The organism is Methanocella arvoryzae MRE50 (genome assembly GCF_000063445.1).
Classification (GTDB): domain Archaea; phylum Halobacteriota; class Methanocellia; order Methanocellales; family Methanocellaceae; genus Methanocella_A; species Methanocella_A arvoryzae.
On record NC_009464.1, the window covers coordinates 384,437 to 397,645 of the forward strand.

The 13,209-nt window shown below is 42.3% G+C and carries 12 protein-coding genes; 5 read left to right on the top strand and 7 right to left on the bottom strand.

Annotation, left to right across the window (positions count from 1 at the left end):
- Positions 1–91 precede the first annotated feature (91 nt).
- The 3 genes from RCI_RS01880 (at position 92) to RCI_RS01890 (ending at position 2,520) form a co-directional block, all read left to right on the top strand.
- Positions 92–1,312, top strand: a complete 1,221-nt coding sequence (locus tag RCI_RS01880; protein WP_012034689.1) for a hypothetical protein — start codon at positions 92–94, stop codon at positions 1,310–1,312.
- Between the two features lie 152 nt (positions 1,313–1,464).
- Positions 1,465–2,091 carry a LysE family translocator gene (locus RCI_RS01885; RefSeq protein WP_012034690.1) on the top strand — a complete coding sequence of 209 codons (627 nt, stop codon included), beginning with the start codon at positions 1,465–1,467 and terminating at the stop codon, positions 2,089–2,091.
- Positions 2,092–2,139: 48 nt separating this feature from the next.
- A complete protein-coding gene (locus tag RCI_RS01890) occupies positions 2,140–2,520 on the top strand; it encodes a DUF952 domain-containing protein (protein WP_012034691.1) in 381 nt (126 codons plus the stop codon).
- Between the two features lie 206 nt (positions 2,521–2,726).
- Here the strand turns inward: RCI_RS01890 and RCI_RS16850 are convergent, their stop codons facing one another.
- A complete protein-coding gene (locus tag RCI_RS16850) occupies positions 2,727–2,888 on the bottom strand; it encodes a hypothetical protein (RefSeq protein WP_158308847.1) in 162 nt (53 codons plus the stop codon).
- 35 nt (positions 2,889–2,923) lie between these two features.
- Positions 2,924–3,469, bottom strand: a complete 546-nt coding sequence (locus RCI_RS01895) for a hypothetical protein (RefSeq protein ID WP_048197842.1) — start codon at positions 3,467–3,469, stop codon at positions 2,924–2,926.
- A gap of 167 nt (positions 3,470–3,636) precedes the next feature.
- Here RCI_RS01895 and RCI_RS01900 point away from each other — a divergent pair, with 167 nt between their 5' ends.
- The gene (locus tag RCI_RS01900; RefSeq protein ID WP_012034692.1) at positions 3,637–4,845 is read left to right on the top strand and encodes an ISL3-like element ISArch13 family transposase; all 1,209 of its coding nucleotides are present in this window, start codon (positions 3,637–3,639) and stop codon (positions 4,843–4,845) included.
- On the opposite strand, the gene RCI_RS01905 is transcribed toward RCI_RS01900, so the two are convergent.
- Positions 4,842–5,138, bottom strand: a complete 297-nt coding sequence (locus RCI_RS01905; protein ID WP_148266483.1) for a hypothetical protein — start codon at positions 5,136–5,138, stop codon at positions 4,842–4,844. The genes RCI_RS01900 and RCI_RS01905 overlap by 4 nt on opposite strands.
- 876 nt (positions 5,139–6,014) lie before the next feature.
- Between RCI_RS01905 and RCI_RS01910 the strand changes: the two genes are divergently transcribed.
- Complete coding sequence (locus RCI_RS01910; RefSeq protein WP_048197846.1) at positions 6,015–7,373, top strand: hypothetical protein; 1,359 nt, start codon at positions 6,015–6,017, stop codon at positions 7,371–7,373.
- Between the two features lie 85 nt (positions 7,374–7,458).
- On the opposite strand, the gene RCI_RS16065 is transcribed toward RCI_RS01910, so the two are convergent.
- From RCI_RS16065 to RCI_RS01930, 4 genes are all read right to left on the bottom strand, one after another.
- Complete coding sequence (locus RCI_RS16065; RefSeq protein ID WP_012034694.1) at positions 7,459–8,541, bottom strand: HNH endonuclease; 1,083 nt, start codon at positions 8,539–8,541, stop codon at positions 7,459–7,461.
- Positions 8,502–9,410 carry a rolling circle replication-associated protein gene (locus tag RCI_RS01920; protein WP_012034695.1) on the bottom strand — a complete coding sequence of 303 codons (909 nt, stop codon included), beginning with the start codon at positions 9,408–9,410 and terminating at the stop codon, positions 8,502–8,504. The genes RCI_RS16065 and RCI_RS01920 overlap by 40 nt, the downstream gene beginning before the upstream one ends.
- Positions 9,411–10,014: 604 nt before the next feature.
- Positions 10,015–11,607 (bottom strand): IS1634 family transposase, encoded by a 1,593-nt coding sequence (locus RCI_RS01925; protein ID WP_012034696.1) that lies wholly within the window; start codon positions 11,605–11,607, stop codon positions 10,015–10,017.
- 185 nt (positions 11,608–11,792) lie between these two features.
- On the bottom strand, positions 11,793–13,007 hold the full coding sequence (locus RCI_RS01930; RefSeq protein WP_048197850.1) for a tyrosine-type recombinase/integrase: 1,215 nt from the start codon (positions 13,005–13,007) through the stop codon (positions 11,793–11,795).
- Positions 13,008–13,209: the final 202 nt, after the last annotated feature.

The following is a 13,209-nucleotide window of genomic DNA, read 5'->3' on the forward strand; positions in this document are numbered from 1 at the left end:
AACCGGCGTGCAGATCAGCCGGGTTTATTATTTTGTAATTACCATATATTATCAATAATTTTATGTCACCTCCTGCTATAACAGCTACAGCATGAAACTCGATAAGGGCACGCTATTTCTCGCGTTTACAGGTATAGTAATAATCGTTCTGCTTATCGCACTTACAGCTACTGTTGCTACCGGCCCGACACGGCCGGCGGCATATGCATTGCCAGTACCAGACTCGTCGGGCAATGAGGGGGCTTCCATGTGGGGCCCGGAGAACAATAGACCCGAGCCAGCACAACCCGTTGTGAAGACCTCAAATTACCCGGGGTTTTCCACGAAGTACTATTTAGGTTACCCAACCATCTGCTATGATGGCGCGGGTAATCAATATACAGGCCAGGATTTGACGTTAAACGATGATGGTACTATCACCTTAGTGGTTGTGTGTCATAACCTTAGACAAGGGTTAAACCAGCAGACCTTTACGGGAGGCATCTGGTATAAGGTAAAAGGCAAGGGCCACCAGATTTACTTAAACCTGGATGAAAATGACGTCAGATCTCATGAGTCAGGAATAACTTTTTTCGGTTTTGAGCTTGTCACAGACAAGGTCGTCGATATTGTAGACGATTATGGAACAGATGGTTTCCGCATTAGCAACCTTGCAGGATATGGAGGGGATGAATATACCGCATGGGATGCAGGCTATTCTACGATGACTGCCCCGGCAGACCTGATCGTCCAGTACATCGATTCGTGCGTACCGGCAGATGCGGCACGACCGTACATTGAAAGAGGCTATACTGCACAGCAAGCGATACCGTACATTAGCTACAATATGCCCGTAGATACAGCAGCGTATTTCATGCAGCGGGGCATCTCCGCAGACCTTTGCGGCCCTTACCTTGCCGCGGGCGCATCACTGGAAGATACGGTCGCTTACCTGAACTCCGGCTATACTGCTGAACAGATTATGCCCTTCGTCAAGGCAGGAGTCAGCGAGAGCGACACTATGGCATACCTCGATGCCGGCGTCACATACGACAGGGCCAGACCGTATATCGGAGCAAACCTACCGGCGAGCTTGTCGGCACCTTATGCAGCGAGTACATACTCGTTCGAGCAGTGCGTGCCATATATCAACGCTAACATAAGCCTGAGCAAGTCCCGGCCGTTCCTGCTCCTCAATATACCTTCAGACCAGGCGGTCGTCTACATCAACAACGGCATTCCGGCGATGACGGCAAAGCCCTATGTCGACGCGGGAGTCCCGGCCGAGAAGGCGGTGGATCAGATCAGGCAAGGCATACCACCGACAGTTTAGAAGTCATTTCCAGGACACTGCCGGCGGGATTTCCGCCACTTCTTTTTTATATTCGTCATTCAAATCCTCAGCAGCCCCCGATTCCTCACTGTCCTCCCCTCTGATCGCCTGACCTATAGTTTATATCGTATCAGCGAGGTATTCGTCCTGAAATGCTGGAGCTATTTGTCGCTGGCCTGATCCTGGGACTGACCCACGCCATACCTCCCGGCCCAATCACGTTTGAAGTCTTGAGGAGGGCAGTAACATCGGGGCCCGTCGACGCCATCAAGACGGACATAGGGGCAGTGGCTGCAGATGCCATCTATTTTATCCTGATTATGATCGGCCTCGCCCAGGTCGTCAACAACCCGACGGGCAGGGTAGTACTATGGTTGATTGGCTGCATGGTGCTCCTCGGCCTCGGCCTCAAAGGGCTTCATGGGGCGCTCTGCGGGAAAGCGAATAATAGTCAGGGTAAGCAGTCGAGGGGCGAATCTTCTTCTATCGTTTCAGGGTTCCTGATCAGCATTACTAGTCCGTTTACCATCATCTGGTGGACGGGGATATTCGCGGGGATAGCCAGTACTGTCACAATAAATCTTGAGAGCTCAGTACTAGCCTTTCTTGGCATTGAACTCGCATGTATACTATGGTTTACGGGACTTGCAGCGATAGGATCGGCGAGCAAAAAGTTCATCGGCGAGAAGTATATGACGGCCATGTCGGCCGTTTGCGCCCTGGTGATGATCGCTTTCGGAGTATTGCTATTTTATCAGGGTTACACGACAATACTATAAAATATTCTTATGGCCCAGTTATCTTACAATAAATAGTGTGGAATACCGATGAGCATTATCTTACACATCGCCCGCCGCCAGGATTGGGAAGCTTCGGTTCCCTACGGCTACTACGAACCCGATTCTCTGGACACAGACGGCTTTATCCACTGCTCCACCATCGGGCAAACAGTGGATATTGCTAATCAGTTTTACGCTAACCAGCAGGATCTGGTTCTGCTCTGCATTGATAAGTATCAGACAGAAGCCGAGGTAAAATATGAAGTACCGGCTTGCGCTGGCGATGAATGGGCGGGCTCACTGTTTCCACGCATTTATGGGCCGCTTAATTTGTCGGCCGTAGTCCTGGTTGTCGAGTTCGTGCCCGGGGAGGATGGGATGTTTAAGTTACCGGCTGAGATCGGGTGGCTGATTGCGAGCCTTAATTAATTAGAAATATATGTAGTGGTGGAAAATTTAAGAAATTATATTAGCAGCCCCGTTCGGATGTTAGTGAACTCGTGGATGACACTCTGATTTATTACAATTTTATGACTATTTAGTTACTTAATACTATTGTATAGCTTATAAAATAATTCTTTTATAAAACACAATAGATCAATAAAAATCTTTATCTCAACTAATTAAAAGAAAAATTAGTAAAACAAACAAGTTGATGTCTCACACCATTCGCCCTCTGTAGAAGGTTGTACAATTTTTCTTTTGGTAATATAGGGTTTAACTTTTTTCATAGTATCTTTATATTTTTTTTCAGCATCCATTAATCGTTTTTTACCTTCTTCGAAATGTTCTTCCATATTCTACCCCTCTTCTACAATCGTGTAAGACTTTTCTACTTTGCAGATACTATAAATGAATGATCTTTGGATTCTACACATTTTGTTACTCTTGTTGATACGAAGTTGTTAGTTCTAATATATAGTTCATGTATTAATAGCCATGTCGGATCTCTAACATCCATAATTTCAATATTAAGTCCGCATGTTTTAGCTTCTTCGCAGTTAATGGGTCTTCCATGGGTCTTTGTATATTCCGGCGATAAAAAGATTTCTATTTTTTTATATATCTCTTCTTCGCTCATACCTTTCATCATACCAGACGATAGTGTCTTAGCGGATATACTTTTAGATAGTTCTATTGCAGACTCTATCTCCTTAATTTCCCTTTCATCATAATTTTCTAACTGTTGTAGATATGGCTCAATATTCCCATTTCCAGATACCGCACGCTTAAATAAGTCTTTATAACTTTGTATTACATTATATGCAGAAAATCTCTTAAAGGAACCATTCTTTTCCGTAATCGTGATTTGTGGATCTACGGGGCCAAGTTCTGATGTCGGGCTCATTATTATTTTGGATGCTCCAAAACAAATCATAGTCGCTGCGGATTTTGCCTTATTTGGAACAATTGCTATAAACTGTTTTGTCCCGCTATAACTCCTACAAACATTTATGGCTCTTCTCCGATTGTCGGGTGAGGAACTGCTAGTTGTAATGGGTGATTTTAAGCCACCGCTTGCCCTTGTAATGTTGGCACAATATCATGGGTAAGCGGTGTAAATACTCGTTAGTATTCAAGAGCCAGTTTAATTTTAAGGGATTTAAGATTGCTGGTATCAGTCATGATGATGAACGGCTTCTTGTCGAGTTAGAGAGATCAGGGAGGCCTCTTTTGTGTCCTCGTTGTGGCAGGCGTGTTAAACGTGTTGAGGATGAGTATGTCCGAGTGGTCAGGGACCTGGATTTGGGGTGTCTGCGTTGTTATGTGCAGTTCCCTCAATACAAGATCTTTTGCCGGTGTGGCCACAGGGGTCATGAGAAACTGGAGTTTGTAAGGGAGTACTCGAGATGCACGAAGAGACTGGAAAAGCATGTCTCGGTTCTCTGTAAGCATATGAGCATTAAAGAAGCCGCCCAGGTCGTAGGGTTAGACTGGAAGACTGTGAAGAGTATTGATAAGAATACGATGAGAGAATCCCTTGTCCCGTTAGATTCCAGTAATCCCCGGGTGATCGGCGTGGATGAGATCGCTTATGAGAAAGGCCATAAATACCTCACAGTAGTCCGGGATGTTGAAAAGGGCTGTGTTCTCTGGACGGGCATTGGGAGAAAAGAGGTGACACTCGACCTGTTCTTCGCCATTCTAGGATACGAGAAAAGCATGAACGTTAAAGCGGTGGTCATGGATATGTGGGATCCATATATTGCCAGCGTCCGTAAAAACACGAGGGCGGAGATCGTGTTCGATAAGTTCCATATCGCTAAGAAAGCAGGGGAATGCATAGACAGTATCCGTAGACGGGAATTCAGGGGTGCAGGCAAAGCTGAACGAAAACACTGGAAGGATAAGCGTTTTCTTATCCTTAGCAGGGAGAAGAATCTCTCCAGTGATAAGAGGGAGACTCTTCAGGAACTATTGGAGTTGAACCAACCCTTGTACAAGGCATACTTGTTGAAAGAACAACTCCTGGATATCCTGGACGCCCGCCACCAGAACCATGCAATGCTCCGGTTGCAGACATGGAAAGAGAACGTGGAGAGTAGCGGATTGGAGGAGTTCCAAGCTCTGGTAAGGACATTGGATCGTTACATGTACGGTGTGACCGCCCTCTTCAAACATCATATCACTAATGCCGGTAGCGAAGGTTTCAACACCAAGATCAATATCATCAAAAGAAGAAGTTACGGCCTCCAGGACCTGGAGTATTTTATGCTTAAAATATTAACAGTCTGCCGGAAACCCTCATCCTAAAAATGGAGAAGAGCCACATTTATAATCCTTTCGGCAGCTAAGCCATCGCCACCGGGGGAATTGATACATAATGCAAATCCCTTCGACAAATCCATTTTTTGTAATACTCCCTCAATTATATCGACATCAGCTGAATCAATCATCACTGGGTAGCGGAAACTAGTAAAATACGATACTACCGGAACACCTAACTGTTTCTCAAGACGAGTAAATAGGTGCTTCCTAGTTACATGACCTTGGTTTTGTTCATTCATAACCGTATTAAAAATAGTTTGGTCCTTACCATTAGCCAAACTCAACACCATTTGGATGTAAATAGCTTATTCAATAAATAATTAACCTTTAATCGATTATTGAGCATTATATATAAGCATACTTCGAACTCATAGATATATAGTGTTTTAAAAAATTCATCGGTATTATAGTTATTCTCTTTTGAAGATAATCGGCTATCATCGCTCATTTTTAATTGTTTATATTTGTTCAAGTAAAGGGGCGACTCACTTCGCTCGTCGCCTTACGGGCCGCCTTCGACGGCCTTCGTAAGTGCGCTTAGTGAACGTATATCAAAGGATCAATTTAACAGCTCAATTGGCCCATGGTTAGCGACTAGGCACATCCTGACTCTAACCTCCTGAGAGGGGAACAAACCTCTCCCCTCCGCACGACGATGGTTGGGACTTGTCTTAGTTTACCCCATATCTCTCAGCCCGGGCTATGATAACCCACGCATAAAAAATGAAAAAGTAATAGCCATCAAATGTGTTTGTTAGAATTTATTTCAGAGCAGAGCTGTTAGATTATGTGAAAACTCTAAAAATATGTAATAAGTAGCCCCGTTCGGATGTTGGCGCTCATGGGGGAGACTCCCCGCCTCATTATGTTTATCGATAGACGATTAACTACTTAACGTTTTTGCATAATTGATAAAAACGGGTCTCAGCATGAGGCTAAAGCGGTCCGAAGCTATCAAAACTTCGGGCTGATATTTTAATTTTCATTTGTCTTCACTATCGCCATCTGTAGATTCAATTTTGTCATACACATTTACAGAAACAGGGCATGAGACTAAATTGATTTTTAATTAACTAATTTTACGTTTATAACTACATTACCTTTATTAGACATTATAACTAATTTGTGTAAAATATTATTTATAGGTGTTATTAATGATGATTGGTAAGTTTTGGAGATGTAATAGTTGTGGGGCAATCATAAAAACTAAAATTGGGGTTGGGTATCAAAAAGAAACGAATTATAAATTTGAATGTGAAAGATGTCATCAAGAGATTACATTACGATTTATTATAAAAGAATATACAGATAAATTGGGCAGAACTAACTATAAGGATATATGGATACCTGATGGAATCTCAAAATCGAAAAGTAATAAATTTGACTTTTGCTTTACCAGTCACCCAGATTTCCCAACGAGGACATCGGATGTATATAGCTTTCCTTTTATTGATGCACTCAATAATAGAGACGAAACTGATATTCTCCAAAGACAATTGAGACAAGTTTTCTGGCACGAATTGTCAATGAAAAAAGCCAAAAATTTAAAAATGATTTATCGGAATTATTCATTAGGGGACTTTGAAAATTTTAAAAAGGGTATTATTGCTTTTCAAAAAGGCTCAACAGAATTTGATAGTAAGATATTATCTGCACTCCTACCAGGAGAACTACCATTAAATAACAATATGGATAAATTAAGTGCACTATCAAGAGTTCTAGATGCTTGTTTTTTTCCTATAGTGGTGTCGAAAAATCATTTTGAGCTATATCATTACTTTGAATCTTATATCGCAGATTTGAATCAAACAGAATATCAAAATTACAACGAATTTGTTGATTTTTTAGTTAATAATAATTACCTTACTGATATTCAAAATAAGTGCTTTGAATACATATTTAACTTCTTAGATCTCTCAGAGGATTTTTCACCAGTAATCTTTGAATGGGACCCAGAAAATCCTGATGCCACATTCCCAAGCGATGCTAATATTAATAACAACATAAGCTTTGATAAAATTAAATCGTTTTCTGTTGATGGATTTGAATTACTAAGTAAATCACTCGTTATTATAATAGGACTAATAAATATAAAGCATCGGCATAATTACGACTCAATTAACTATGACCCTAGAGAACGAAATAAAAAACCTTTTAAAGGTGGTTTGATTGAATTTAATGCAATAGCCAACGCGCCCAAATTTAAGTTGTTATCTGAAGAGAATAAATTTGATAAATGGATAAATCCAGTAATAGATTCAAAACTCCGTAATGATATAGGTCATTTTGGATATACGATTGATTCAAACAAGGGCTATATTACTTATTACACAAATAAAGAAAAAACAAAATCAAATACTATTACTTATGGCGAATATTTATTCAGATGCATACGATTATTAGTTAGAGTGTATCAAGTGAATATCTTGGTAAAAATGATAATGTATCAACATCTCATCAAAAACACGATGGATGAAGATGCTACTCAAGTATCGGCAGATATAAAAATTTAATATTACTTTTGTGCTCATTCTCAGTATGAAGCTAAGTCAGTCTGAAGCTATCAAAACTTCGGGCCGACTTAGATTTTTGTATCGGCTAATATTGCGACCTTTCCTTTGCTAACGCAAACATGAATAAGGCAACACCAGCGATTATTACGATAGTAAGGACAAATACAACCACCGTTACGATAAAATTAATTACTGCCATAATACTATTGAAAATAAATGTCGATAGGCCATTTGTTACTACGATACTGATGCTATTTAGGGTATTATCTGGTAACAAGAAGATGAATCCTATACAGCATAATACCGCAATTAATAATGAAGCCTTTTTTAGATTATCAACGTTCCATGACCTAAAAAAGTAAATAAATTTTTCAACATTCGTAAGAGTTTTGACTGACCCATCCAATTGGTTTGAGATTATTCCATCGTTTATTTCTTCAGCCCTCGTTTGTAGCAATTTCTTAAGAATGAATATCAATATGTATCCTATAAACAGGGAGCAAACTATTAGTATACTTCCTTTTATAAACGTAATTATTATCCATAGTACAATATTTGTTAGAGATAATGCGGTAGAATTTGGATTAATAAAGTTAATCACCATGGGGGTAATCCAATTTGATACAAGCCCCCCAAATGCTAGATAAAATATACCCAATAGTAATCCGATTATTACTATCCCACCTAAAGCGGTTCCAGCGAACCCCATACCACCATATCCGCTACTATGTGAGTAGCTACCTGACGAAGATTTTCTAGAACTAACACTAGATGAAGAAGGCGAAGAAGTTACCCTGGGATAGCCATAGGAACTCATTGACGTTTTCGTATCAGATGTGACAATTCTCCTGTCTGCCAAAATTTTTTCCAATAGGCCTTTGAGGTACTCTGGGCGTTTATAGGTAATATCGGATAGCTGTATCTTAGGGATTTTATTACTACCAGCTAATTTATGACAATTCGCACAAAGAACTATCAAGTTACTGGGAGAATTATAGTCATATCGCCCATCAGCATCTCTTACCGGTTCAATATGATGTACTTCTAAAACTTCTATGTCGCAGATTGAACCGCATTTCTCACATTTATGGCCCACTGCCTCTTTTATCTTCCTAACCATCGACTGTGTTAATGCACTTCTTGTACCATACGAAAAATCATCATCCATCTGTTAACCCAGCAATCTATCAGATATAATAGGATTAGTGATATTAAGCTTACTACATATGAGCATAGATATATGAATAAAAAAATAGGTAAATCATCATAGCCTAGTTCTGCTCTTGCTAAGCGGATTTTATGTTTTGCTATGATGCTACAAGTGGCAAAATTGATAAAGTCGATATAAGCTGGACCATATGCGATTTGATTTTTGTTGTAATAATCAAGCCAATATCTCGAATTCTGGTTAAAATGTGGGTCTATTTCGACTTCAATTTCGCCTTTGGCTTTTCCTTCCCAATCCTTTTGTTTAGGTCTTTTTCCCCCACTGAAACCAAAGCGTCTTTCGTTCCTTTTAAAGTTGTCACCTCCACTTAGCTGTTTTGTCATATATTTCATCATGTAAGCAGCCGCATTTCGCATCTCGCAAGCATCCTCGATATGTACGATGTGGCTTTGGCCTCCAGTAGCTTTAATCCATAGCTCTTTGATTCTGGATTGTGGTATGTACATGTTTATAGCTACATGCAGGTGTCTTACTCCTCGCTTGGTAAATTCTTTCACCCAGAACGCCTTTAGTCCATTATGGTCTTTTTTAAGATTATCCATTAGCCGCCGGTAGTGCTTCATGATGTCTTTTTTATTTGTGGCAGTGGATCTCTCTGTTAGAGTTAGGAAGCGGACATGTTCACCCCGGAAGAATATGTTGACATCATCCAGTAGCTTGTTCACCTGGACTTTTGAGCATACGGGGCAGTCCCACTTTTTGCAGGGTATGTGGAATCGTTCTCCATCGGTATTGCTTTGACCGTATCCGATGGGTTTGACACAGTTTGTCATTTGTTGGTTCTTCCTTTCCTTTTCTAAGTTGTTCATATACGGTCAAGTGAAGAGCCGGGCTTCGCCCGGCGGGGTGTCCATAGGACACCCCTTATTCCGCCTGCGGCGGGGTGGGGTACTGAACCGAAGTATTAAGGCGGGGTATGCGTCGGCTTTGCCGATGACACACTGCGGCGCGACGGCCTCACCAAAGGTTCAGCCATCGCGCCTTGGTGTCACCCCTTCGGGGCGCTATACCCCACTCTTAAAACTTCGGTTGTACCCCACAATGATGACACCTGCGATGCTCTGGATTCCTACCAAATATGGGTAGGGGAAGACACCGCAAGCTAACTCATGCATACAAACTCCACTTGGACTGTTCAACTTCGGCCAGCGATGGGGCGATGAACTCCCCATCTCTGACCTACGTTTGTTAGATAACTCCTATGGGCAGATTCTGCTAGTCGATAAGTTCCCAGAAACCTTCTTTAATTGCAATATCGGCCACTTTACGTAGAAAAGGTTCAAGCTGCTCGTAAACAGCCCTACGTACTCTATACACTTCAAAGTTAGATTCATTAACGTTTTCAGCGATTATATCAATCACCGGTTGCCCCTACTGAGCATAAACCTATAACCCACATTCCGCTGGTAATTTTTAGTCATAGTATTTTTTGTACGGTTCGCCTAACAGGTCAAGGATTGTTCGCAGATCGTCTGTGATATGAGTGATCTCGGTCAGACTGTGATTTTCTATGTTTACATGCACTTCAGCCACCCCTAAGAACAGGTAGAATACCCATTTCATTGTAGGGTTTTGGATTCGTTTTTTAGTCTGGCTCCGAACAGTCTTCCCTGACGATTTCAGCTTCTCTCGAAGCTTCCATTCAAGTATGCTGTAGATGAGAAGGCACAAGACCATGATCATTGCCAGGGCCTCGATCCGCTCTGGTTTTTTCAGGTACACGTTCGATACTCGGAACGTGTCATCTTTCAGGAATCTGAATCCCCGTTCGACGATGCCCTGATCCTTGTAATCGGTGAGTAGTGATTCCCCGTCTCTTTCAACGTCGTTGGTGGCAATGATGAATCTACCCAGCCGCTCCCGTCTCCGAGTCACTTCTTCCTGGTTGGTCTTGATCGTTGCCTTAATCCTGTAAAACTCTTGAACCGGTTCGTTCTTCCTGGGTCTGCCTCTGCCATTCTTCTTCCGGAAGGCCTCCGTGGAAACCGCTTCGAATTTTACCAATGGGTGATCCAGGATCCATTTGTGGGCGGCTTTCAAAGCATCTTCTCCGCAAAAGAACTCTTGGTTACGCAGGTGCACGAAACTTTTCTCTGTAGCATCTAACTCCACCGATAGTTTCCGTTCGAAGGTGCCAGTCATCGTTTTCTGCATCTCCTTCGAATTGACCAGGATCCACTTCTGAGGGACTCCAGCATAATCAGACAGGGTCTCATAATACGAGTAACGCTGGTCCTTACAGGGTTTCAGCTCCACGTCACTTCCCAGAAGCTGAGCCGCCTCCTTGATCGTGTTCGGAACACGGCTAATCCAAAAAGTACTGACGCCAACACCCTGCAAATTCTCCTTCGTATAAAAGGCACTATCAGCAACATGATACACCTTATCCTTTGAACTGAGGCCACGTTTCAAAGATTCAACCATCTCCATGAGGCTCTTACGATCACTATGATTCCCACTGAACGCCTTCATAAACAATGGCATACCATGATGGTTACAAGCTAACCCCACCACGAACCGTTTCAAGTCCCAACGCCCATCCTTAGGCAACCCAAGATTGATCTTGATGTCCGCCTCCCCCTCTTCCGGGTACTCGCCATACAAGCTGAAACTAGTCGTATCCAAATGCAAAAGATGTGTACGTAAGCCCAGTTTCTTCATCACGCCATTAAGAATGATTTCGTTGAACAACTCGGTCGGCCCGTACTCGCTGATACAATCCAACGTCTTCCCCAAAGCATCATCATTCAAATACTCAGGACTTACGCCCCCTCCAAGAAGCCGCTCACATGGCACTTTACTGAAAAACTCAGGAGTCATGTATAATGGCCGATCAACGAATCCCAGCCCATTCAGGATCATCGCTTTAACCGTGACACCATGACCAATCCGATGCACCCGTTTTTTAGGAAGCACCTCATCGATAATGCCAGCTACCCCATACTCATCATAACAGCCGGCAACCAATCCCAGATGATCAAGCATCCTCGTATCAACGTTTTTCATTAACCAGTGATACGAGAAGACAGCATAAAAACAAGAAGCAAGAACAGCAAGCCATTACACTGCAAAAGCGACCCACTCAGGGCAGTAAATCAAAAACCCAAAATTTACCAGCGGAAAGTGGGCTATAAGTATCTATCGCCTCATATTTGAGATATGAATATATTAAAAAGGTAATTGAAAAAAGATTAGGCAGATTCTTCAAAGACTTCGCAGAGCATGTCCCTTATCTTCGGATGCTCCATTAGTTTAATCAACCTCTGTTTTGCCTCGCTTTCCTCTTCTCGCAGTGATTTAACGCCCTCTTTTAACGACCTGGCACACTTTGGGCAATACATGTTTGTCGGCTCATTCACGTAACCACAAACACACTTAACCGGCTTTATCGAAGATTCTGGTTTAGTTGCTGGAGCTGCTATACCCGCCTTTGAAAGAATGGCTTTTTCCAGGTCGTTATCTGCCAGTTTCAGGTAGAAATCAAACATTTTGGTCGATTGCTTTTTCCACATCATCTTTTTGATAACGCTCTCCTGGTAGCCTTCCCTAATCATGTTCGTAATTCTGGAAGTCCTGAACAGCTTAGGGGTAACTGGCTTTGTGATGCCAGCAGCCGTTTTTGCGTTATCAATCAACCTGGTAACAGCCTTATACGTTATCGGCTGGTCCCGCTCAAGCAGCTTGAAAACAAAATCATCATTCTTAACATCCCCTAAATCATTCCTGTACTGCATCAGGTACGCTTTGCAGGATACAACGTATACAACCCGTTCCCCACCTACTTTCTGGTCTTCTAGCCTGACCTTGCAATCAAGGTCTTTGAAAGTTAAGTCATTCCAGGTCAACCGGCCCAGTTCTCCGACTCTCGCTCCAGTCTCGTATAACGTCATGATAAACGCTCTGTCTCTGGAATTCTTACATGCCTTTATCATCGCCTGAATATCGTCGGCAGTCAGGATGTCTTCTGACTTGATGCTATCAAAAGTCTCCTGGGGTGGCTCAATCTCATTAAGCTCTTCATCATCAATCGGAGCAATAATCTTCTTCCGAATCAGGAACCTGGTAAACGGCTTAATAGTCTTCACCATTCCACGCTGCGAACTTTGGCTATACTTCCTTCCGCAATATGCGCTATCGCCGTTCTGCAATGCCCTCAAACCTAAAAGCAAGTCATCTATGGTCATCTGGTCGTAAGGGACTTTAATAAAACGCCGCCACTGCGTTAACATTGTGGCAATTCGAGCCGCACGCCTTTCAATAATTTTACCCTTCGCCAACTTACTTACAATGTAATTTGTGATGAGCTTCGCATCGCTTGCCGTTATTGTTCCCTTATCAACGTGCTTTGCAATAATGACTTCGTAAGTGTACTTGTCATTATAAGCTAAGAAATTCTCATTATACATGGACATCACCGTTTTGAGGCAGGCGGTCAAATGCAAACGAGATACTCTCTTATTCTTGCATTGTTCCCTTTATGTGCCGCTTATCCATGTACGATGGGCTTATAACCAAAACAGCCGGGACTTAAACCGCTCTACGGAAGCCAAGCATAGTGGTATTTTACAGCCATCTATGACTCTTAAAAAATTGCGTTTTTTGTTTGGA

Coding starts and splice junctions, on each gene's coding strand:
- RCI_RS01880 (WP_012034689.1), top strand. CDS start 92: ATGAAACTCGATAAGGGCACGCTATTTCTCGCGTTTACAGGTATAGTA.
- RCI_RS01885 (WP_012034690.1), top strand. CDS start 1,465: ATGCTGGAGCTATTTGTCGCTGGCCTGATCCTGGGACTGACCCACGCC.
- RCI_RS01890 (WP_012034691.1), top strand. CDS start 2,140: ATGAGCATTATCTTACACATCGCCCGCCGCCAGGATTGGGAAGCTTCG.
- RCI_RS16850 (WP_158308847.1), bottom strand. CDS start 2,888: ATGGAAGAACATTTCGAAGAAGGTAAAAAACGATTAATGGATGCTGAA.
- RCI_RS01895 (WP_048197842.1), bottom strand. CDS start 3,469: ATGATTTGTTTTGGAGCATCCAAAATAATAATGAGCCCGACATCAGAA.
- RCI_RS01900 (WP_012034692.1), top strand. CDS start 3,637: ATGGGTAAGCGGTGTAAATACTCGTTAGTATTCAAGAGCCAGTTTAAT.
- RCI_RS01910 (WP_048197846.1), top strand. CDS start 6,015: ATGATGATTGGTAAGTTTTGGAGATGTAATAGTTGTGGGGCAATCATA.
- RCI_RS16065 (WP_012034694.1), bottom strand. CDS start 8,541: ATGGATGATGATTTTTCGTATGGTACAAGAAGTGCATTAACACAGTCG.
- RCI_RS01920 (WP_012034695.1), bottom strand. CDS start 9,410: ATGAACAACTTAGAAAAGGAAAGGAAGAACCAACAAATGACAAACTGT.
- RCI_RS01925 (WP_012034696.1), bottom strand. CDS start 11,607: ATGAAAAACGTTGATACGAGGATGCTTGATCATCTGGGATTGGTTGCC.
- RCI_RS01930 (WP_048197850.1), bottom strand. CDS start 13,007: ATGTATAATGAGAATTTCTTAGCTTATAATGACAAGTACACTTACGAA.